This is a genomic window from Francisella salimarina (genome assembly GCF_007923265.1).
GTDB lineage: Bacteria > Pseudomonadota > Gammaproteobacteria > Francisellales > Francisellaceae > Francisella > Francisella salimarina.
Genome location: NZ_VOJA01000004.1, coordinates 352,589 through 375,861, shown reverse-complemented (window position 1 = coordinate 375,861; position 23,273 = coordinate 352,589). Strand labels below are relative to the sequence as shown.

The window sequence follows — 23,273 nt, the reverse complement described above, 5'->3', positions numbered from 1 at the left end:
ACTTTTTCATACTTTGAATTTTTGGCATCCTACTTAAGCTCTAGAATAACCTCTTCTAGAGAATTACCCTCAAACCTATACGGTCTAATATAAAAACTCTCCTGCTCCCATACATCATCTATTGTTGGCTGATGCCCAAATAAAGCAATTAACAAATCAATAACAGTATCTACTGGATATTCAGAAAGATCAACATCTGCTAATTTTTCTATTGCGTACACAGGTGCCTGAGACTTTATCAAGAATTTGTTATTCGCTAATGTTACCCATGGCTCTTTAACAAGATGGAATTCATCAGAGATTCTACCAATCATTATTGTTAATAAGTTATCTAACGTAATAAACCCTATAGGTTTATTTTTTTTATAGACTAATGCAAAGTGAGGCTTACCTTGCTGGAATTTTCGCAAAACATCAATTAATTGATCATGATGAGACACTTTTAATATCGGCCTTAAACTCTCTTGTCGTAAATCATTATCTAAGGCACATAGAATATCCTTTGTATGAATTACTCCAATAATATTACCTTTATCTCCTTGATAAACAGGGTATCTCGTATAAAGATTGTCTTTGACCACTTCGAGCTTTTGTCTAACTGATGAATCATAATCAATAACTACCATCTCTTCTATAGGCCTCATAGCATCGATTGCCTGTAGATGCGAAAACTCAACCATTCTTAATAAAATATCTCTATGCTCTTCTGTAAGAGGTTTTTTTAGGTGGCTACTTTTTAAAATAATTTTGACCTCATCTGTAGTATACCCATACTCAGCCTCTGCCACAGTGTCTAAATTAAATAACTTTAAAAGCTTGTTTGCTGTAATGTTTAATATCCAAATAAATGGAAACATTAACCAATAAAAAACATATAGAGGTATACAAGTAAGCAAGGATAGCCTTTCAGTTTGCCTGATAGCCATTGACTTAGGCATAAGCTCGCCGATCACTATATGCAGAAATGATATAATCGCAAACCCAATTGCAAAAGCAATAATTCTTGAAAGATTCCCTGTAACTCCAAAAAATACAAAAACTGGCTCTAATAGTTCAGAAAAGGCAGGTTCTCCAACCCATCCCAAACCTAATGAAGCTAGTGTTATACCAAATTGACAAGCAGAAAGATAGATATCTATATTGCTATGAACCTTGTAAAGTATTCTACCCTGTAATCCATTTCTCTTACTTAAAACCTCAACTTGCGAACTTCTTATCTTAACTAATGAAAATTCAGCTATAACAAAAAAAGCATTAAGAAGGACAAAACCAAAAGCCACAATCAAAAAAATAAGATTATCATACTCCATCATCAATATTACTCTAGTATTTCGCCCTACCTAATACTAACACACACAGTATAGTATTTAAAAAAAGCAATATACTTGGCAACATACATAACAAGTATAGATAAAAATCTACTTGGCTATAAAGCTTAGAAATAGAATATATTGCTATTGAAAGACCTAAAATAGAAAAGCTTAATTTACCAAAATTATCATAGATAACCTGAGTCCAGCCTTCAACCTTATCAAAAACCTTACTTGTTGGTTTCCAGCCTTGGGGTTTATTCAAATAGTAGTTAATCTCAGCTTTTATACCACACCAAAATACAAATGATGATAACATAAACATCGCTATATAAATCTGAGAAATTTTACTTATAAAATTACCTTTAATATCTCCATATAAATAATACCATACACTCAATATAACTAATGGGATAAGAGTAACATTTACTATTGATACAAAAGCTACATTACTTCTTGGAAAAAGCACTAATAATAATGCAAATATTGGAAAACCTGAAGCTACAACCTTAAAAAGTAAATACAACATATCAAGCTTAACTCTAAAATTCAGATTTGAGGAGCTTATTATCTTTGACATATACTTATGCATAACTTGCATACCACCAAAAGACCACCTTAACCACATTTTCTCAAATTCTTTGAGAGATGTAGGAACCCACTCACCTGTTTTAAGAAATATCGGCTTACTATTGAACCCTGCTTCATAACATCTAAATCCAGCAGCAATATCTTCTGTTACCATCACTTGAGATCTATAGTACTCTTCCCATTTAGATGTCGCTTGTAAGGCTTGCTTACTCCAAATACCATTATGCCCTTGATAGTTACAATATCCATATTTACCTACGAACTCGTTAAAATAGCGAATTGTATTTTGGAAGATACTGGCCACTTTTGTAACTAAATTAGTGCTATAGTTAGTACTTTCTATCAAGAAGCTAACAAAACCAAGCTTAGCGTCTTTTTTAAACTCCGGCAACCCCACTTTTAATGTACTTTTAGGTAACGTTGAGTCAGCATCTAAAAATAAAACATAGTCATAGCAAATATGCTCCATGGCAATATCAAGATTGCGTGGCTTAAATCCCTCTGTGCCTTTTCTATGGATAAATTTACAGCTAACGTCACCTTTCATATTATGTTTACTAACATAGTCTTGCCATTTTAAGAAGTCTGGATGATCTAAGTCACTGTTATCAACAATTATTATCTCAAATTTATCAGCAGGATAATCAAGCTGATACGCCGAATCAAAAGTTAACTTACAAACTTCAAAAGGTTCATTACGAGTAGTTATAACTACGGAGCATCCTAACTCTTGCTCAATTCCCTCATAGCTCGTACTTCTACCAAAAAAACTATCAATAAAGCAATGGATACTCAAAATAATTCTATATCCAAGTAAAAAAAAGGTAGGCAATAAAATACACAATATCAAGATGGATATGAAAGGATGAGAACCATAATCAACATTCAATATAGCTTTTGTCACAAATGTAACAAAAACAAAGCTCAAGCATACGTATACTATAGTTACAAAATTCAACCTGCGAGATTTAGATGTTACAAAAAGATAAATAACAAAACAACACAATAGTGACAACAAAGCTATACTTGCAAGATCTTCACCAGCTTGAGAAAGACCATAAAAAACTAGCAAGGCTGTTATAGATGATAACAGTTTTTTCATAAAAAATTACAGAATTCAAATGATGAGAATTTTACTTGAAAAAAGTAACTCTCACAATAAGTAATTATAATGATTGTTTATATTTTTGATATTCTAACTGCACAGACTCTTCAGGCTTAGATGTTAGTAAGCTAACCAATACTATACATATACTACTTAAAGTAAATCCTGGAACCATAGCATAAACTTTAAACCATCCTCCTAAATCACTAAACAGTGGCCAAATCAAAACAGTCAGCGACCCTACCAGAATCCCTGCAATGGCGCCTTTTTTATTCATCCTAGACCAAAATAGTGAAAAAATGACCACAGAACCAAATGAGCTACCAAGTCCGGCCCATGCAAAACCTACTAACTTTAAAATACTTGTCTCTGGATTATACGATAGTATAATCGCAAAAACTGTCACCAATAACACTACCAAGCGGCTAATATTAAGAAGTTCTTTATGGGAAGCATTCTTCCTAAGAAACTTCGCATACACATCAACAGAGAAAGCACTTGATAATGATAACAATTGCGCTGATGACGTACTCATCACCGCTGATAAAACTGCAGCAAGTAAGATTCCTTCCACCCAAGGGTTAAAAAATACTGCCGACAGTTTTAAGAATACAGATTCCGGATTAGTCAATCCATCACTATAATAAGCAGCTCCAAGAATACCTACACAAGCTGCTCCTATCAATGCTAAAATCATCCATATCATACAAATCCACATTGCTTGTGAAGTCTTATTTGGATCTTTTATTGCCATAAAACGCACAATTATATGTGGCTGACCAAAATATCCCAATCCCCACGCAAGTAACGATATTATAGTAATCAAAGGCACTCCTGAAGTAACATCATAAAAACCTTGAATTTTTATATTTGATAAATTATCTATAATATCCACACTGCCTAAATTGAAATAGACTACAGCTGGTACAACCAATAATGCCAGAAGCATTAAAGTTCCTTGGAAAAAATCAATCCAAGATATAGCTAAAAAACCACCAACACATGTATAAATAAATATAATTGTTGCCGTTAGCAGCAAAGCTTCATGATAAGAAATACCAAACATTGAGCTAAACAAAATACCACCTGATACAAACCCAGCGCCTGTGTATATCGTAAAAAAGATAACTACTACTATGGCTGTTAACGATCTTATTACTCCTTTATTATCATGAAACCTATTTTCAAAATATGCAGGAATTGTTATCGAATCTTTGGCAATTTCCGTGTAAATACGCAATCTCCTAGCGATAACTCCCCAGTTAACAAAGGCTCCTAATGTTAATCCTAATGGCAACCATATCTGGTTAAACCCCGAAGCCATGAATGCTCCCGGCAAAGCTAATAACAACCAAGATCCCATATCAGATGCGCCAGCACCTAACGCTGCTATTGGAGCACTCAAAGACCGCCCACCCAACATATAATCCGAAACTTTTTTTGTTTGAAAATATGAATATATTCCTATACTAAATATAATTAGAATATATATTATGAATGTAACCCAGAGTATACTATTTTGACTCATTTTCTAGTGACTATTTAAAAAATACATCCTATAAACTTAACATTTTCAAAAGTCATTTTAAAGTTTACTATGCAAGCTTAACAATATAAAGATTTACATATTGGATAATATATAAAATAGAATAATAGGAGTTTGAAGTAAGTTTAAGACATAAACTTCTCAACACCATCCTTAAAATCAAAGCTATGCTCTGCTGTGATATGTCTTACAGTCTTAGTTGTTGAACGCATAACCACACTATGAGTAACTGCATAAGACCCTCTACGAGTACTATTAACTCTCTTCACGCCTCTAAGCATATTACCATCTGTAACACCTGTAGCAGCAAAAACTATATCTCCTGATGCTAAATCATCAATATCGTACTTTTTATCAAGATCTGTAACGCCTAACCTATGCGCTCTCTGAACTTCTTCATCACTATGAAATTCAAGCCTAGCTTGCATTTGACCACCAAGACATTTAAGAGCTGCAGCTGAAAGAACTCCTTCAGGAGCTCCACCAGTACCAATAAATACATCAATACCTGATCCTTCCGTAGCTGTAGAAATAACTCCTGATACATCACCATCATCAATAAGCACAACTCTAGCACCACACTCACGTGCTTCTTTGATAATATGTTCATGACGAGGCCTATCCATAGTACAAACAACTAGCGCAGACATATGCACACCCTTAAACTCAGCAACCCTTCTTAGGTTCTCAGTAACTGAGTCATCCAAATCTACTATACCTTTAGGTGCATCAATACCACCAACAGCAATTTTTTGCATGTATACATCAGGAGCATTTAAAAAACCTCCTTTATCTGCTACAGCTAAAACTGTAAGCGCATTTGGGCCACCTTTAGATGTTATAGTTGTACCTTCTAGTGGATCTAAAGCTATATCAACCTCACAGCCACCTGCTCCAACCTTTTCTCCAATATATAGCATAGGAGCTTCGTCTAATTCACCTTCTCCAATAACAACAGTTCCGTCAATAGCTACTTCATTTAATGCCTTTCTCATCGCATCAACAGCTGCTTGGTCTGCAGCAATTTTATCGCCTCTACCCATCTGACTCCATGATGCTAAAGCTGCTAGCTCAGTGACTCTTACTGCTTCTAGTGCTACATTTCTATTCATTTGCTTTGGTCCTTTTTTGTTTTATAGTTCATCTACGGTTGGTATTAAAAATTTTTCTACCTCATCTTTCAACTGTATAAGCTTACCATGAAAAAAATGTCCAACCTCATTCATTTTAACTAATGTTAAATCTGATTTAACTGTTTTAAGAGTAAAATCAAACACAGAATTAGGATTTACGGTATCATCATCTATTCCCTGTACAACAAGCCAAGGAATGTTATTAGGCTCACCAAACTTAGTCAAATCAAACCTGTCAACAGCTGGCGCTATGGTTACTAGACCCACAACATTATCAAGTTTATTCAAACCCATATAAGCTATAGCTCCACCAAATGAAAAACCGCACAATATGATTTTTTTGAAAGAAGTATTTTCCTTAATCCATTTACAGACAGAAAGAAGATCTTCCAACTCACCAACCCCCTCTCCATACTCTCCTTGACTATCTCCAACACCTCTATAATTAAATCTATATGACTCAATATTTAATGTCTTCATAGCTCTAGAAAGAGTTGTCACAACCTTATTGTGCATACTGCCTTGATATAACGGATGAGGGTGACATATAACTGCTACAATTCCTTGATTAGCACCTTTGACTTTATCATAGACTGCTTCAACTCGGCCAGCCCTGCCTTGAATAAAAAAAGTGTTCATAATGCTACAACTACGACTCCCTTGAAAGATCACAATCCTCAAGTTTTATTAGTTTTGTTTTTTTGATTATTTTATATGCAAAATATAGTATCACAAATGCAAAGAAACCTACATAAGTTGATAGAAACTCAATTATAACACTAGACCAACTTCTACCCTCCATAGTCAGCATAGTTGCTCCTTGACCAACTATTACGATAGAAACCAAAATTAATGCAATAATCGGAGCCCAAGGGAAGAACTTCGCAACAAATGGTAAATCATTCAAGCTCTTACCTTGTTTAATATATGCTCTTCTAAAGCGATAGTGGCTCAAGGCAATTGTGAACCAAGCTATAAAACCAGCTAAGCTTGATACATTAACTAACCATGTAAATATTTTCCCACTTCCGACAAATGATACAAAAAAGAACGAACTACCAATTAAAGCTGTAATTAAAAGAGCAATTATTGGCGTGCCTTTTGAATTAGTAGTTGCAAAAAACTGAGGGGCTTGCTTAATCTTACCCAAATGCCATAAGACCCTAGTCGCACTATACATACTAGCATTACATGCTGATATTATCGCAGTAAGAATAATCACATTCATAATAGTAGCTGCTGAGCTTAAGCCAACGCTCTCAAAAACCATTGTAAATGGACTAACCGAGACATCATCTCCAGCACTAGACTGTATCAAAGAAGGATTATTATATGGAATCAAGAAACTAATTATCACTACTGCTAATATATAAAATATAAACAAACGCCAAAAAGTTTGTTTAATAGCTTTAGGAATAGACGTATCAGGATCTTTAGCTTCACCAGCTGTCACACCTATAAGCTCACTCCCTTGAAATGAAAATCCGGCAATCATAAATACAGAGATAAATCCCCACCAGCCATTATGAAATGGTGCATCGCCTATACGCCAATTTTCAAAACCTACACTGCCATGATTTCCAACCATACCAAGAATCGATAAGAAACCAACTATAATAAATATAATAACTGTTGAAACTTTGATAAATGATAACCAATACTCAACCTCACCGTACACTTTCACTGAGAATATATTCAAAGCGAATACGAGCACAAAGAAAAATGCACTCCATAATAATATAGAGCTTCCTGGAAACCAGTACTGCATAATTATCGCAGCTGCAATTACTTCAGTTGCCACGGTTATCGCCCAATTAAACCAATAACTCCAACCTGTACTGAAACCCAAAGCAGGATCAACATAGCGAGTTGCATACTCACAAAATGTTCCACTAACAGGACTATGAGCTGCCATCTCACCAAGACTAGCCATTAAAAAATATACCATTATTGCAATTATGACATACGCTAAAACAGTACCTCCAGGCCCTGCATCGGCTATGGCCCCACCAAGTGCTACAAATAAACCTGTCCCTATACAGCCGCCCAAGGCTATCATTGACATATGACGAGTATGTAATCCACGTTTAAGCTTTTGTGACATCTATTATTTTTCTCTCCCATAGGCAATATTAAAAAATCAAAGAGGCAAATTAATAAGCTACTCTTTACAATTAGGTCGGTATCTAGGAAATTTAAGATTTTTTTAGAGCGATTAAATAGTTAGAAAGTTAGAGATAAAACAATGCTTCTCTATATATTCCAAACCTCTGCCATAAAAATAAAACCTAAATCCATAATACTGCTCCAACCAATATCTTCAATCTTCAATTATGTATGTTTATAACCTATAAATCAACGTTATTTTTCCGGTACATAATTGCATAAACAATCCATGTACATATATAAACGAATACTCCACAGAACACCACATCACTAAAGAAATGGCCTCCTTGTGCTATTCTCATCAACCCTAGACCACCTCCGGCTAATATTGCAGCAGTAAATACTATGGCTTTTTTTCTACGTGTAGCAACCAGTGGCATAAATGCAAATATCCAAAAGCCCATCGAAGCATCACCACACACAAAAGAGCAGTTCTTATCACACTGTGATGATATCACAAACGGGGGTTGAAAGACCTTATCACCACTGAATTCCTGAACCATAACTGGTCTAGGTCTACCCCAGTGATCCTTGAATACATAATTGACAACCAAACCTGGTCCAATCCATAAGCAAACAGCCACAAAAAATATAGCCTTTCTAGCCTTAATCTTAAGCTTATCTATGAAAAGGGACCCCAACAAAAATAAAATAACAGCTATAGAAAAAAATATTGGAAAAAATCTCGCAAACCAGTGAAGAAAACCCAAAAAACCATCATAACCACCCGTAAATTGGTGCATAGATGAATCATAAAAATAGCCTGCTATTTGTATGTCAAGATGTGGAAATATTAAAAAAAATACCCACGCAAAAAAGCAAACTATAAAACCCAATACGATATGAAATCTAGCCAAATCTTGTCCCTTTAATACTTATGCTTGATAAATTAGTAGTATAGTCTAACATTTTTAGAGTTTTTTTTGTTAGAATTATGAATTGGTTTTTATCATTAATTTTTAAACATTTTACAAAATCATGGCTGACAACAATATAAACAAAACAAATCATGCGGTAGGTAGGCTTAAGATAACTCTCATAGTTATATTAACCGCGATAATAGTATATCTATTCATAGCACTATTTAGCTTTAATATAAATGATCCAGGCTGGAGCAGTATTTCTTCTGAAACTACAATCAAGAACTATGCAGGTCCTGTCGGAGCTTACATATCTAGTTTTATACTCGCAATTTTTGGAATTATTGGCTTCATTCTGCCTTTTCTGCTTATCGATTTTGTTAGGATTCTTCTGCTAAAAAGAAAACAAGAAAGCCTCAGCTACTTGATGTTCACGATCAAAACAGTTGGAATCATTACCTTTATACTCTCTTGTTGTGGGTTATCTGAACTTTATCTTAATTTTTTTAACTACTGGGTGCCCCAGCGTTCAGGAGGAATCTTAGGATATGAAACAGCAAAATTTGTTATAAAATATTTAGGTTCCGTAGGTGGGACATTTACATTACTAATATCACTATTTGTTGGTTTAATACTATATTCAGGCACAACATGGATTTATATATTCAAAAACATAGCTATGTTTTTGGGCAGAGCCTTGAACTACTTATCAAAAGCTAAACCTAAAAATGATAAAGATATACCTGACATAAATGATTTTGACGCATTCGAAGGAAAAACAAACTCAACAAAAAACCTTGAAAAAAATAATTCAAATGAATTACCTGTTGATATAAAAAAGGATAATTCTCCAAAAAAGAATGATAATTTCCGTGAAGTTCTAGAAAATACAGATATTGATAACGAACTTTCATTCAAAGATCCTAAAAAAGATTTGAATAAAACAGCTTCAATAGAACAAGAACCTATCTTGGACCTTGATATCGATTTTGATGACGTCAAAGCTGAGGAGTCTTCCCCCTCAAATAGAATGACTAAAGAAGATCTAAGAGAAATTACACGCACTCAAACTGTTACCAAGCCTCTAAAAAAGTCTAGTTTACCATCACTGGATCTACTTACAGAACCCGAGCCAAAGCAAACTGTTATTTCACAGACACAGCTTAATGAAACATCATCTTTACTAGAGCAAACATTAAATGACTTTAACATAAATGCTAAGGTAGTCGCCGCTTATCCTGGTCCTGTAATTACCAGATACGAGATAGATTTAGCAAGAGGTACAAAAGTTAGCAAACTTACCAATATTGCTCAAGACTTAGCTAGAGCCTTATCAACTACAGCTGTTAGAGTTGTAGAGGTTATACCAGGTAAGCCTTATGTAGGTTTAGAATTACCAAATCCAACTAGACAGATGGTACGTATCAAGGAAGTACTTGCCTCACCTGAATTCATGAAGTCAAAAGCACCTACCTTAATGGGAATAGGTGTCGATATATCCGGTAAGCCAACTTTTGCTGAACTTGCTAAGATGCCTCATTTACTAGTAGCTGGTACAACAGGATCTGGTAAGTCTGTTGGTGTTAATGCGATGATTCTCAGTATGCTATACAAATGTAGCCCTGATGAGCTTAAATTTATTATGATTGATCCTAAGATGCTTGAGCTTTCTATCTATGATGGCATACCTCACCTACTAACACCAGTTGTTACAGATATGACAGAAGCTGCTAACTCTTTGCGTTGGTGTGTTAAAGAGATGGAGCGTCGCTATGCGCTAATGTCTGCTGCTGGAGTTAGAAATATCGCATTACTTAATGATAAAATTGAGCAGGCAGAAAAAGCTGGCAGACCTCTCAAAGATACAATGTTCATCAAAATGAATCCAGAAAGAGCTCACGAGGCTCCAACTCTTACAAAAATGCCATACATTGTAGTTGTTGCAGATGAATTTGCCGATATGATTATGGTTGTCGGTAAGAAAGTTGAGGAGCTAATTGCAAGACTCGCACAGAAAGCTCGTGCTGCAGGTATCCATATCATTTTAGCAACTCAAAGACCTTCTGTTGATGTTGTAACAGGATTAATCAAAGCAAACATTCCAACAAGAATGTCATTCCAAGTATCTTCAAGGATTGACTCTAGAACAATCCTTGACCAGCAAGGTGCTGAGCAACTTCTTGGACAAGGTGATATGCTCTATTTAAAGCCGGGCTTTGGAGCTCCTATGCGTATTCATGGTGCTTTTGTTGATGATAATGAAGTACATAGAGTAGTAGAATCATGGAAGGAGTATGGCGAACCTGACTATGTACAAGATATTTTAGAAGCCTCTGAGGATGCTGATAATGGTAGTGGTGGCTCTAGCAATGGTAGCGGAGACAGCGAAGATCCACTATATAATGAGGCTGTAGAAATTGTTATCAAAACACAAAAAGCTTCTATATCGGCTGTCCAACGTAAATTAAAGATAGGTTATAACCGTTCTGCAAGGCTGATGGAAGAAATGGAAGAAAACGGTATTGTTTCAGAAATGAATCAAAATGGTATGCGCGAAGTTCTAATTAAAAGAGACTCTTAAATGAAAAAAATAACTTTACTCCTAACTCTTATATTTGGCATCAACTATAGTTTTGCTAATGCTAGTGATGATCTTATAAATAAAATCAAAAACATTCACTCAATGACTGCAAGCTTTGATCAAAAACTCATTAATGGTGGAAGAGCTAGCGATAATATTAGTTCAAAAGGCTATATGAGTTTAAAAAAGCCTAAGTTCTTCAGGTGGATAACTACTTCTCCTAATAATCAAGAAATCATCTCAAATGGATCAAAGCTTTGGATATATGATGGCGACTTAGAACAGGTTATCATAAAGAAAGTATCTAATAATATAGCTCAATTCCCTTATCTTATTTTGCTTTCTAAAAACACTGACAATATAAATAAACTGTTTACTGTTAAAGAGCTCGACAAGAACACATACCTACTAAAACCCAAGAATGATCAAATGATTGATAGTATACAAATTAAATTCTCTAATAATGAAAATCTTGAATACCTAGCTATATCAACATCTTTGAATCAATTTACTAAAATCTCTTTCTCAGATGTGAAAACCGATATTGACATAGATAATACTAAATTTGACTTCGACATCCCTAAAGATACTGATGTAATTGATGAAACTAAAGATTGATAGTTTTATTTTATATACTTCTTAAAAATCACTCTAAAGAAAAAATAGTAGTAAGCAGCTAGCAACACCGGCAATGAAGTAATCCATACAAAAGATACTACCTGAGTCAAACTATGCACTCTTATAACATCTAAAATTTTAAAAAATATTGTTGAATTTTGCACTCTAGCAAACACATAACTATAAATTGCAACACCAATAAAAAAAGTTATAACAAAAACAATCAGCAGCAATATTTTTATAAAAAAACTTTTATTTAACATTATTTCATATCCTACTTTTAGTTAACCAACAGTCTTACAAGCGACACTTTTAAAACCATAAAAATCAGCATAAGCTTGATTATTATAAAGATCTTTATTAGGTGTAATATCATCAATAAAAACAGTTGGTGATATATAATCAACTATACACGGTAATGTTGGATCAGCAACTCCCGAATGTTGATATTGTTCTACTAAAACATCACGCTTTTGCTCGAAGTTATAAAAAAACAAGCTCATACTAAATATTAAATATAATTGTGCTACCAACAATAACACAAATATCGGACTTAGCTTTTTGAGAGCTACATATAGTTTAATAACAAATAAACTACTATGACTATAAATTTGCATATAAGCAGCCATAAAAAATATCGCATAATAAATAAGTAATACTCTTTGATTTAGATCGTATGACTTTGCCACTGGCACTAATACAAACAGTGATAATACAAGTGCTGCAGAATATACAACTATTGATAGTTTTTTGAAATTTTTATTAGTGAAAGCTAATATTAAAAAGATCACAATCATAATCAACAGTATAAGCGTATACTGTGGCGTAAATATTAGCTCACTTATCAAGCGAGTAACATTTTGCAATAGTGATGACTGAACTCCTGATGATAAATGATCTAACCTTGCATAGTTTCCAGGTGCTGTTATTAATACAATCCCTCCGACTCCACACGCCACAAAAAAAGCAACAAGCGTATCGTTTATAACTTTCTTTGTTAGCACTCTTTCAAAAAAGTATGCTAGACAAAGTAAAATACTGACACATACAAATATCTCATTATATAAACCAATAATCGAGCCAATAAATAAGCCAAGCAACATACTATTTTTATTTTTGACTATAGAGAAATAGTATAAAACAGTAAGTAATGTTAATCCCCAAAAGTACTGAATAGCTCCTGTTTTCCATAGGATATTTGCCATAAACCCTGTTTGATAAAAGACAAAAACAAAGAAAAAACTATATATAACAAAATCTTTAGATAATATTCTACCTCGATCATAAGTGACTATTTTGAAGGTCAGCAACATGAATATATAAAATGCTATCGAATTAACCACATTGACTATAAATAGTGACAAAGTTATATATGTTTTACTCATCAGGAAGTAGATTAAAGCCTGAGCAGAAACTCTGCCTGTCCAAGTAAAATAATCAGCCTGAATAGAGTGAACCATAATTATTAAACCCTTTGCCAGGGTATCCGTATTAGCTCTACCAAAATCATCTGCTCTCATTGGTTGCAGATAATTTAGAAGCAAAAAAAATGCAACTATAAAAACCGATATAGTAGCGATAATAAAATAATTCTTTTTCATAACTTACTAATAATCAAAAAAGGTACACAAATGTATCATAAGTGTATTATATTTGGGATACTAATAAAAGCTGATTGTAAAAGTAGAACTAACTAAGAGTGTATTAAGTTGCTTTTATAAAAGAACTAACCATCAAGAAAATCTGTCTTAGGCTTAGCTTCTCTTTTGTAGATATTTCTGTGCTTTAATATTTCTTTTTTTTGTGATTCCGACTTCTGTGGGTTAGCTTTATCGAATTCCTGTAAAAACTGGTCTATTTCACTCACATAGGCTCTATCTTTTTTGTTATCGAACAAGTGAGCCAAACGCAATATAAGCTTCATCATACTACGACTTCTCCTAAAATACTAAATATAAATTATCTTGTAGCTTGTGTGTAATTATACTAAACTAAACATCAAAGTCATATACAAAACATTAAGCTTTTAAGTATTAGCAGATTATGTTGAGTCAAAAACCAAAGATAATTGGTATATTCTTAATGTTTTTAAGCATCACTATGCTTAGTCCATTATTAGTTGACTACATATATGCTGAAAAAAATGCCTATCCTTATATTTTAAGCTTTGCTGTGACCTTTTCATGTGGCTTCTTTTTATGGTTTATCTCCAGGAACACCCAAAAAAAACTTTCGAATAGAGATGGGTTTTTGATAGTAACTTTAGTTTGGATGTTTGTGACTGTATTCGGTGCTATTCCTTATATGTCATTTCCTGGCTTAAACCTCTCATTCACTGATGCTGTATTTGAATCAGTCTCTGGCTTTACAACTACGGGTGGTACTGTAATTGAAGGACTAGACAAACTACCACACAGTATACTATTTTATCGTCAACAAACTGAATTTTTTGGCGGTATGGGGATTATCGTTTTGTCAGTTGCCATCTTACCACTTTTAGGTGTAGGTGGTATGCAGCTATATAAAGCTGAAATATCTGGACAATGGAAAGATGACAAAATCGCTCCAAAAATTTCAAGTACTGCCAAAGCTCTATGGCTAGTATATCTATTGCTAACATTCCTATGCTTTATTTCTTATTTATTAGTTGGCGTAGATCCCTTTAATGCTATATGCTACACATTCTCAACTGTATCTACAGGAGGATTTGCTCCATCTGACTCAAGTATGGCTGATAAGCCTTTTGGAATGATTCTAGTTTGTGGTATTTTTCTTTTCTTAGGTGCTACTAGTTTCAAAGCACACTATATAGCTTTATCAAAATTCAAGATAAGTCACTATTTCAAAAATGTTGAATTTAAAGCATATTTTTATTTTATATTTTTTGCGTCTTTTATAGTATGTATAACCATGATTGCCCACACTGATGACTTGTCTAATATTTTTAGCATAGTTACAAATAGTATTTTTCAAGTGATATCAATATCATCTAGTGCTGGTTTTGTTTCTGATACAAACTACTACTTATGGCCTAGTTTCTTACCAATAATGCTAATGTTTATTGGAATAATTGGTGGTTGTGGTGGCTCAACCGCTGGTGGCTTGAAGATGATTCGTGCAATTCTTTTTAAGGAAAAAGCTATTCTAGAAGCTAAAAGAGTAATTCACCCTCAAGGAGTATTTACTGTTAAGCTTGGTGACATCCATATCTCTGAGCAAGCTCTAAATAGAGTATCAGGATTTATTTCCGTCTATATTATAATTTTTGCTGGTGGCTGGTTAGCTTTATTAGGTTGCGGTCTAGACGTCACTACAGCATTCTCCACTATCGCAACTACGCTATCAAATGTCGGTCCAGGTTTAGGAGAAATAGGCTCTAATTTCAAGAACCTTCCCAAAGAAGCTCTATGGATATGTGATTTTGCAATGATTGCAGGACGTCTTGAGATATTTACTATTTTAGTATTATTCATGCCAGATTTTTGGAGAAAATAGAGCTAGAGTCCTCCAGAAGCAACCAAATAAGACAGATTCCCTATTTTGTCGTACTCAGTATTATTAGCATAGACAACAATTTTATAATCAATATTAGAATCTTCACCCTTACATTCAAGCTTCAGTAACTCATTACTACCTGACAAGTATGATTCAAAAGAACTTGTTTTGCTAATCTCTTCTTTTTTGCCATCTTTATTCATAGTGTAAATAAACTTACAGCCATAATTATCGCCAATATATACGTTAACCAAAAACTGAGTGGGCTTTTTGTCAAGAATATTGTAAATACCTCTAGGTGTATTTTCGAACTTAAAGCCGTATATATTATAAGCTATCTGTTTTTTCTTTGAATAACCATGTTTTATGACAGGAAGCGGTTGACCTTGATAGCCATCATCAGTTGCACAACTGGTTAGTAGCACAAAAAATACCGATAAAACCGAAACTATTAAAAAATTTTTAGAGAAAATTTTATTTATTTTTGAATTCACAACATAATATAAATTAGTAATTCATACGTAAAAGAATAAACTTAAAAGACAAAAGAGGCAATAATTTACGGTGATTTAAAATGATTTAAGAATTTATTCTTCTATATCTACTTTTTCTTCTTGCTGCTGCTTTTTGTATTCGTAATAATCTTTCATAGTCAAACCTTTTGCTCTAAACTCAGCTTTCTCAGCAATCTCATCAAGACGTTTTTTAGAGTACTCAACATGCTCAGGAGCATAATCCTCAACCGGTTGACCTTGTAGATTAAATCTCTGTTTAAGCTCAAAAACAGCTCTATGATAGCGTGTATCACCAACATATCGGCGCAATACATTTCTAAGAACCATTTTATCTACAGGAGCGAAATGCTCATTTTGATAAATTATTTCAATTTCTTCGCTTATACCAATTTTTAGTGGCTTTTTATTGATCGGATCAAAACATTTTGGAAAACGATGACATAGCCACTTAAACAGCTTAGCTTCTTCTTTTTGTCTTTCTTTTTCAACATCAACAGTAACTACAATTTCTTGAGCATCTTCTAATTGAGGATTCTGTAGCTCATTTACTGTCTTATTGTTTATCCTATGACCATATTGTGGAATACGTATAAAAGAGGTATCTCTATCTTCTACTTTCTTAGCAGGAGCTTTAGGAGTATTTTTACTCTTAGAGATATTCTTATCTCTAGCTTGCTTCATTCTAGAAGTCTTCTCTTCTATCTTAGATGACCCACCTAACAATGATTGTAACAATGAAAAATCGTTTAATTTGTTTCTACCTTCAGACATTTCTTATTTTATTAATAGTTATATAGGGTAAACCCTGTGTATACTTGGTTTATATCGTACTACAAAACTAATATATTTAGCAAGTAATAAAACATCAGTAATATTTTTTTTAACATCGATATGAATTAATATTGACAATTTAACTAAATTACATATAATATCAATCATCTTTTGTGGCTATGTAGCTCAGTTGGTTAGAGCACAGCATTCATAATGCTGGGGTCGGTGGTTCAAGTCCACTCATAGCTACCACTTATTTTCCCCAACAAAATATTTTCAGATTATAAAGTTAATATCTACTTCTTGTTTATATTTTTTGATTTCAATATGTAACTTAGAAAAGCTAAGATAGACATACAGAATATAGTTATTACAAGAACAAAAGTATTAATACCAAATAATTTACCAATAAATGAAGCACATAAACCTGAAAAACCAATCTGAGCAAAACCAACTAGTCCAGAGGCTACTCCTGATTTATCTTTAAATATATTTATTGCAGAAGCTATCCCCAACGGTAAGACTATGCCGTTTGATATTGAAACAATGGACATTGGTATTATTATTTCAAAAGCATAATTCATACTCGACAAAAAATAAAAAGCTGTAAACAATACTCCACCAATTAAGAAAGATAGCAACCCAATATAAAATACTTTTTCACTCCCCCAAATATTTATTACTTTCTTACTAAAAAAATTTCCTAAATAAATCATTATCGCAAGAGGTATATAAAAGTATCCAACAGTATATTGTGAATAACCCATTTGATTAAACAAAAAAGTCGACTGGGATAAATATGTAAACCATGCACCATATAATAAACATACAGGAATAAGATAACTCAAAAAAGCATAGTTTGATATCAGTAAAGGATAATCATGAAAAATATATATTATCTTCTTTTGCTCTCTATTATGATTCGTTTCTTTCAAGAATAGAAAACTTATAATGAATAATACTATGCCATATATTGCGACAAACTCAAAAGTTGCTTGCCACCCTAGAAAACTAGAAATATATCCACCAATTAATGGGGCTATTGCAGGTGAGATTGCAACTATTGGATAAATTATATTATATATTTTTGTTGCCTCACTGAGATTAAATTGGTCACTAATAGTTGCCCTTCCAACAACCAAACCTGCAGAAGCTCCTATCGCTTGAACAAATCTACATATTATCAGCACATGTACAGAAGAAGATAAACCACAGCAAATAGAAGCAATCGTATATATACCAAAACCTATTAATAAAGTCTTACGGCGTCCATAAATATCAGATAAAAAACCTATAAATATCTGAGATATAGCAAGTCCAAATAAGTAAACTCCCAATGTTAACTGTAATGACGAACTAGTTGTTGATAAAGCTTTTGATAAACTAGGCATCGCTGGCACATATATATCGGAAGCTAATAATCCCATGCTACTCATCATAGCCAAGATGACCATATACCTAAAAAAGTATTTTTTGTCTTTTATATACATTTTTTTTAAAATACTCCTAACTTATTTAACCCAAATCTATCGCAAGTAAGCTATTTGCAACTCTAGGAAATCCTGCAAATGGAGATACTAATAGTAAAGTTTCAACTATCATATCTTTAGAAGCACCAAGATTAATAGCAGCTTCTAGATGCGACTGCACTTGTGCTTGGCAGTCACCTATTGCACAACATACAGCAATTGTAATTAATTCTTTTGTCAGCATAGACATCTCAGTATCTCTAGCAAAAATACTTTCAAATGCAAAATCAAAAGTTAACTTTGAGAAATCTGGGGCTATTTTCGATAAAGCTTTAATCAACTGTTCTCCAGCATGTTTACCATGTAACTGATTAAATAATTCTCTACCATCTTTACTAAAGTTTTCACCATTAATTAAATTCCTAAAACCTAGTGATGATTTAGTAGGTATAAAATCCTTAATATCAAAATCACCTATGTCATTTAAATAAAAAGGATCATTTCTAACATATTCTTTTGCTGACTCAAGATCCATTACTGAAATGATGAACCCTCCGGAGCGGTTATTATAAGGGCCTGATGCCAAAATTAACCCATCATCATAAAACTTTGAAAGATAATCCATGTGTGACTGTCTATATTTATCCACAATATCTAAACTTTTCTTATATTCAACATTTATCAATATCATCTTTTATCCTAATTACTCATGTTTCAAATTAACATAGAAATATTACAATGATTCTTATATGATATTAATAATCAAAATATAGAAACACTGATATCAAAAAAGAATCAATGAAAATAGAAATTTTACACTATAAAATTTTTGATAAACTCGCACATACTCTGAATTTCAGACAAGCCGCAAAAGAATTAAACCTATCGATATCAGTAGTATCTAAAAAAATTAAAGAACTAGAAACATATTACAACTCCACTCTCTTTTACAGAAATACAAGATCAGTTTTTTTAACCGAAACAGGTATCAGTATATTACCAAGAATCAAAGAGCTTATACTTATTGAAGATCAAATCAAAACAGATCTTAACACTAATTACCAATTTATAGGAAATTTAAAAATAGGCATTCCTTTTTCATTTTTTGAATCAATTCTTGATAAAGTAAAGCTTTATACAACAAATAATGAAAATGTTTTTGTTGAGTGGAAAATTGGAAACTACTTAAATAGATTATACGATGAAAATTTTGATGCTATTATTTTCTGTGGAACTCTACCAGATGGTGACTTCTATGCAAAGAAAATAGGAGAATGGAAAAAAGTTGTATGCGCTTCACCTGATTTCCTCAAAAGTTATGGGACACCAAGCAGTCCAAAAGACCTAGTAAATTATCAATGCTTAGACCACTATCAAAACTTCAAATCTACTTGGGGAATATCTGGTAAAGAATATAGCATAAATTTAAAACAAAAATGCTCTTTCTCTAGACTATTAACCAGTATGGCAATTAACTCACTAGGAATAGTTTATCTCCCATCATTTACTGTAGATGATACAATACAAAAAGGAGAGCTTGTAGAAATTTTTGAAAAATATACCTCTCAGAGGTTTGACATTTTCTTAGTGTCTAAAAAGCCTTTTTCAGAAAGTAGAAAAACTCAGGAAATTTTAAACATGCTTTTATGAGTATCTTTTTCCTATATAAAGCCTATATTCCCAAACCATCTAAAAAAGTAGCTATATCATAAACAGTATTTTGCTCACTAAGCTCATTTGAATGAAGTGATATTCTAAAGTATTTGAGCACTCCGGCAATGGGTGCCCCACCAACAGGTCTGCCTGATGGTGTTTGATTATAAAATACAAAATCAACTCTTTTAGGGTTAAATGTTTCGATATTTTCCAAAACATATTCAAAACCAGACCTTGGTAAAAACACTCTCTTAGTGTTCAAAATGTAATACCAGCTATTATTAAAATATGAATATTTTCCTTCTGTATAATCTTTTGGAGGGGTGTAAAAACTCTCCAATCCCAGAAAGTTGGGATTTTCTATAAATTCTGACTTATATAGGGCATGTAAGGCCGTATTAACACAATCATAAGATATTCCACCAGTATCTCCAGAGGTGCGCATATATTCTAAATCTCTACCTATTACCTCAGCCATTTTTTTAATTTTATCCTTATCTACACCATATACCAAAAGAGTATACGTAGGTCTATAGTTCTGCTGACCTTGTGATAAATGTCCAAAATAATCTTCATAAGAAACCTTTGCTGGCATCATTAGTTTCTTATTCTTAGTAGTATAAAAATTATAAAAGCTAAAATTCTCGAGCTGTCCATGTTTAACAGTTGCTTCACCTAAAACAAAATGTCCTCCAACTGTAACTAGATCATCGCCTTGACGACCCGACAAAGAAATAATCAAAACATGATCACCATTTTTAACTTTTGCATCATCAAATAAAGTAGCCTTAAATGGCTCTAGATTTTTACTAAGAGCATCTTCCATTAAAGTATCTGTCACAAACTCTACATAATCCTCTTCGATAAGTTTTTTATAGTTACTATCTAAAGGGAAGAGGTTATTTATACTCTCAAAAACATTACTAATCACAATCGCTGATATGTAAAGGACCCCATGATCAAATTCAGCTATAACATTAACTTTCTTATTAAGATAGTAGTCTATGGATTTTTGATCAAAATGATTACCCCTAAAATCAACTGCTTCTATAAATTTAACAGGAATATCTTGATCACCAACCTTCAAATATAGGTCACGATTTTGTCTAACCAAAACACCTGTTAGTCGCTCGCTCCCACTAATAGCAGTCGGAACATCATTAATATACAAAGCATTATCATTAATTTGGTTTTGATTATCTATGAATACCAACGTATCAAGATAAGCCATACTTTTTGATTCACCCAAAACACTTGAACTACCTAGTACACTATACTCTCTATCTTTTGTTACAAGCTTCAGATTTTCATTCTGTAAACTTAGTTTACCTATGAGTGCCCATGAATAATTTGATTCCATAAGTAATAAGAAACAAATAAATAATCTACATAAAATTCTTTTCATGTCGTTTATAAACCTAAAAATCATAAATATAAATAAGGGATTTAACTACCTAAAAAGGCTTGTGCTATCATAGCACAATTTCTCAAGAAATATAGTTACAAAAAGTTTAGATATCTTTAACAGCAGATAACGCACTTATCATTTCTGATGTTAGATTATTGAAGCCTTTTGGAGAATTTGGAGTAAAGATTACATTTGATTTACCTGATTTTGTCATATTCTCTAAGGTATCTAAATATTGATACATCATTACTAAAGATGAAATATATTCAGAAGAAATATTTCCTCCAGTACCCTCTTTGACATCTTCTATCGATACACGCAAACCTCTTGCTATTGCTTTACGCTGCTCTGCTATACCTTCACCAAGTAGCTTCATTGACTCTTTTTGCCCTTCTGCTTCTTTGATTTTGATAAGCTTCTCTGCTTCTGCTTTTGCTTTTGTAGCCTCAAGCTGTCTTTGCGCAGCATTAATCTCATTCATCGAACGCTTAACATTTTCCTCAGGATTAATATCAACAACTAATGACTTAATTATCGTATATCCATAAGTACTCATTTCTTCTGATAACTCTTTCTTAATATCTAGTGCTATTGCATCTTTATTTTCAAAAGACTCATCCAAACTCATACGCGGTAGTGATGATCTAATCACATCAAAAACATACGACTCCATTTGCGCTCTGGCATTTGTTAGCTTGTAAAAAGCATCCACAGCCTTCGACTCTTCAACTAGAAACTGTACAGAAACTTTCATGTGTACAAATACATTATCTCTTGTTTTGGTCTCTGCAACTATATCAAGCTGTTGTACCCTCAAACTGACTCTACCAGCTATTCTTTCAATAAAAGGTATTCTAAAATTAAGTCCAGCGCGCTGGATTCTAACAAACTTACCAAATCTCTCTATCACATTTACTGACTGAGTCTCAACTATACTTATTGAGAAAGCCAATAAGAATATAGAAACTATTACCAAAAATATCAAAAAAAACATAACATCTCCTCTTATACCTTATATAAACTATGACTGTGGAAAATCTACTATTATAGTATAGTTATCTTTACCATCTTTTTGCCAAACAAGTAAATCGTGACCTGTAACAACCTTACCATCAGAGCCATCCCATATAAACTTTAATATAACTAACTGATGATTCTCATCAAGGTTTCGACAATACTCATAGTTAAGTTTTAACTTACCCATATCTCTTTTGCCAGCTTTATTTGCGGCAAATCCATCAAGATAATGCTTTAACACAGCATCTTTACTTGTATAAGTTTTACCTCCACTCATATACATAAAATCATCATCATAGAATGATACAACTTTATCAAGGTCAGCCGCATCCCAGGCTTGCTCCATTTGCTTAGCTTTATCTCTTATTATAGTAAAGCTTTTATCAGCACAATCTGCAGCAGTTGCACTCAAAGCAACCAACATCGCAGATATTATCATCAGTATTTTCTTCATATATGCTCCTAATCTAAAAGTGATAATACTGTCACATCTTTTGTTAAAATCTCAGGATGTTCCTCGAACGGTCGAAAACATTCAAAATGTAATATGATTTTATGAGGTACTTTCCTAAACTTTTTAGTGAGTTTAAGTTTAAAATTATCCATACCAGCCCATTTTGATTTTTCAACATTAACACTCTCATGGGTATAGCCACTATCATCTATATAATCATAATCTGGTGGAATAAGAAACCATCTATATCCATCTATCGAATCTACGGGTAACTCAACATTAAAAGTATAGTGCCTACTATCTAGAATGATTGGTTTTGTATATATCTTTTCTATATCTGCTTGAGTCATTTCTGCCAATCCTAAGCAAGGAAGAAGCAACAAAAACACTAGTATTTTATACATTTTCTAAGTTTAAGCTTACTACCCATATAAAATTATTATATACACAAAAGCACTCTAAATGCATAAATTTGTTCTAATGTATTTTACTAATTATCTAACAATATGATTTGATAGATATCTATATTTCTAGGTATTTTGAGTATATAATTATTGCTGTTATAAATACACATGACA

General features: G+C 33.0%; 22 protein-coding genes and 1 tRNA gene. 5 read left to right on the top strand and 18 right to left on the bottom strand.

Annotated features, from left to right (window positions below):
- Positions 1–29 precede the first annotated feature (29 nt).
- From FQ699_RS07355 to lpxF, 7 genes are all read right to left on the bottom strand, one after another.
- Positions 30–1,313 carry a hemolysin family protein gene (locus tag FQ699_RS07355; protein ID WP_146421765.1) on the bottom strand — a complete coding sequence of 428 codons (1,284 nt, stop codon included), beginning with the start codon at positions 1,311–1,313 and terminating at the stop codon, positions 30–32.
- A 10-nt stretch (positions 1,314–1,323) separates the two neighbouring features.
- Positions 1,324–3,003: a glycosyltransferase family 2 protein gene (locus FQ699_RS07350; RefSeq protein WP_146421764.1), complete on the bottom strand. Its 1,680-nt coding sequence runs from the start codon at positions 3,001–3,003 to the stop codon at positions 1,324–1,326.
- 64 nt (positions 3,004–3,067) lie between these two features.
- Positions 3,068–4,534 (bottom strand): sodium/proline symporter PutP, encoded by a 1,467-nt coding sequence (gene putP / locus FQ699_RS07345; protein ID WP_041263583.1) that lies wholly within the window; start codon positions 4,532–4,534, stop codon positions 3,068–3,070.
- A 143-nt stretch (positions 4,535–4,677) separates the two neighbouring features.
- Positions 4,678–5,664 (bottom strand): class II fructose-bisphosphatase, encoded by a 987-nt coding sequence (gene glpX, locus FQ699_RS07340; RefSeq protein WP_013922103.1) that lies wholly within the window; start codon positions 5,662–5,664, stop codon positions 4,678–4,680.
- Between the two features lie 21 nt (positions 5,665–5,685).
- Positions 5,686–6,324: an alpha/beta hydrolase gene (locus FQ699_RS07335; protein WP_146421763.1), complete on the bottom strand. Its 639-nt coding sequence runs from the start codon at positions 6,322–6,324 to the stop codon at positions 5,686–5,688.
- A 10-nt stretch (positions 6,325–6,334) separates the two neighbouring features.
- Positions 6,335–7,789, bottom strand: coding sequence for an amino acid permease (locus FQ699_RS07330; RefSeq protein WP_146421762.1), 1,455 nt, complete (start codon positions 7,787–7,789; stop codon positions 6,335–6,337).
- A gap of 244 nt (positions 7,790–8,033) precedes the next feature.
- Entirely contained in the window at positions 8,034–8,708 is a 675-nt protein-coding gene (gene lpxF, locus FQ699_RS07325) for a lipid A 4'-phosphatase LpxF (RefSeq protein WP_041263582.1), read from the bottom strand.
- Positions 8,709–8,829: 121 nt separating this feature from the next.
- Between lpxF and FQ699_RS07320 the strand changes: the two genes are divergently transcribed.
- Together FQ699_RS07320 and lolA are read left to right on the top strand one after the other, a co-directional pair.
- Entirely contained in the window at positions 8,830–11,292 is a 2,463-nt protein-coding gene (locus tag FQ699_RS07320; RefSeq protein ID WP_146421761.1) for a DNA translocase FtsK, read from the top strand.
- Complete coding sequence (gene lolA / locus FQ699_RS07315) at positions 11,293–11,910, top strand: outer membrane lipoprotein periplasmic chaperone LolA (RefSeq protein ID WP_146421760.1); 618 nt, start codon at positions 11,293–11,295, stop codon at positions 11,908–11,910.
- Positions 11,911–11,915: 5 nt separating this feature from the next.
- On the opposite strand, the gene FQ699_RS07310 is transcribed toward lolA, so the two are convergent.
- From FQ699_RS07310 to FQ699_RS07300, 3 genes are all read right to left on the bottom strand, one after another.
- The gene (locus tag FQ699_RS07310; protein ID WP_013922097.1) at positions 11,916–12,173 is read right to left on the bottom strand and encodes a hypothetical protein; all 258 of its coding nucleotides are present in this window, start codon (positions 12,171–12,173) and stop codon (positions 11,916–11,918) included.
- A gap of 21 nt (positions 12,174–12,194) precedes the next feature.
- The gene (locus FQ699_RS07305; RefSeq protein WP_146421759.1) at positions 12,195–13,511 is read right to left on the bottom strand and encodes a DUF6056 family protein; all 1,317 of its coding nucleotides are present in this window, start codon (positions 13,509–13,511) and stop codon (positions 12,195–12,197) included.
- A gap of 125 nt (positions 13,512–13,636) precedes the next feature.
- Positions 13,637–13,837, bottom strand: a complete 201-nt coding sequence (locus FQ699_RS07300) for a CBU_0585 family protein (RefSeq protein ID WP_004286565.1) — start codon at positions 13,835–13,837, stop codon at positions 13,637–13,639.
- Positions 13,838–13,950: 113 nt separating this feature from the next.
- Between FQ699_RS07300 and FQ699_RS07295 the strand changes: the two genes are divergently transcribed.
- Entirely contained in the window at positions 13,951–15,405 is a 1,455-nt protein-coding gene (locus FQ699_RS07295) for a potassium transporter TrkG (RefSeq protein ID WP_146421758.1), read from the top strand.
- Positions 15,406–15,407: 2 nt separating this feature from the next.
- Here the strand turns inward: FQ699_RS07295 and FQ699_RS07290 are convergent, their stop codons facing one another.
- Positions 15,408–15,887 (bottom strand): FTL_1709 family lipoprotein, encoded by a 480-nt coding sequence (locus tag FQ699_RS07290; protein ID WP_041263885.1) that lies wholly within the window; start codon positions 15,885–15,887, stop codon positions 15,408–15,410.
- Positions 15,888–15,992: 105 nt separating this feature from the next.
- A complete protein-coding gene (locus tag FQ699_RS07285) occupies positions 15,993–16,691 on the bottom strand; it encodes a ProQ/FINO family protein (protein ID WP_146421757.1) in 699 nt (232 codons plus the stop codon).
- A gap of 175 nt (positions 16,692–16,866) precedes the next feature.
- On the opposite strand from FQ699_RS07285, the gene FQ699_RS07280 reads away from it, so the two are divergent.
- A tRNA-Met gene (locus FQ699_RS07280) sits at positions 16,867–16,943 on the top strand.
- Positions 16,944–16,987: 44 nt separating this feature from the next.
- Here FQ699_RS07280 and FQ699_RS07275 read toward each other — a convergent pair.
- Complete coding sequence (locus FQ699_RS07275) at positions 16,988–18,181, bottom strand: multidrug effflux MFS transporter (protein WP_146421756.1); 1,194 nt, start codon at positions 18,179–18,181, stop codon at positions 16,988–16,990.
- A gap of 25 nt (positions 18,182–18,206) precedes the next feature.
- Positions 18,207–18,851 carry a carboxymuconolactone decarboxylase family protein gene (locus FQ699_RS07270; protein ID WP_088820812.1) on the bottom strand — a complete coding sequence of 215 codons (645 nt, stop codon included), beginning with the start codon at positions 18,849–18,851 and terminating at the stop codon, positions 18,207–18,209.
- A 107-nt stretch (positions 18,852–18,958) separates the two neighbouring features.
- Between FQ699_RS07270 and FQ699_RS07265 the strand changes: the two genes are divergently transcribed.
- Positions 18,959–19,810, top strand: a complete 852-nt coding sequence (locus FQ699_RS07265) for a LysR family transcriptional regulator (protein WP_146421755.1) — start codon at positions 18,959–18,961, stop codon at positions 19,808–19,810.
- Between the two features lie 22 nt (positions 19,811–19,832).
- Here the strand turns inward: FQ699_RS07265 and FQ699_RS07260 are convergent, their stop codons facing one another.
- From FQ699_RS07260 to FQ699_RS07245, 4 genes are all read right to left on the bottom strand, one after another.
- Positions 19,833–21,221: a hypothetical protein gene (locus FQ699_RS07260; protein ID WP_146421754.1), complete on the bottom strand. Its 1,389-nt coding sequence runs from the start codon at positions 21,219–21,221 to the stop codon at positions 19,833–19,835.
- 106 nt (positions 21,222–21,327) lie between these two features.
- Positions 21,328–22,218 carry an SPFH domain-containing protein gene (locus tag FQ699_RS07255; protein ID WP_146421753.1) on the bottom strand — a complete coding sequence of 297 codons (891 nt, stop codon included), beginning with the start codon at positions 22,216–22,218 and terminating at the stop codon, positions 21,328–21,330.
- Between the two features lie 27 nt (positions 22,219–22,245).
- On the bottom strand, positions 22,246–22,695 hold the full coding sequence (locus tag FQ699_RS07250; RefSeq protein WP_013922065.1) for a nuclear transport factor 2 family protein: 450 nt from the start codon (positions 22,693–22,695) through the stop codon (positions 22,246–22,248).
- Between the two features lie 8 nt (positions 22,696–22,703).
- Positions 22,704–23,099, bottom strand: a complete 396-nt coding sequence (locus FQ699_RS07245; RefSeq protein WP_146421752.1) for a hypothetical protein — start codon at positions 23,097–23,099, stop codon at positions 22,704–22,706.
- Positions 23,100–23,273 lie beyond the last annotated feature (174 nt).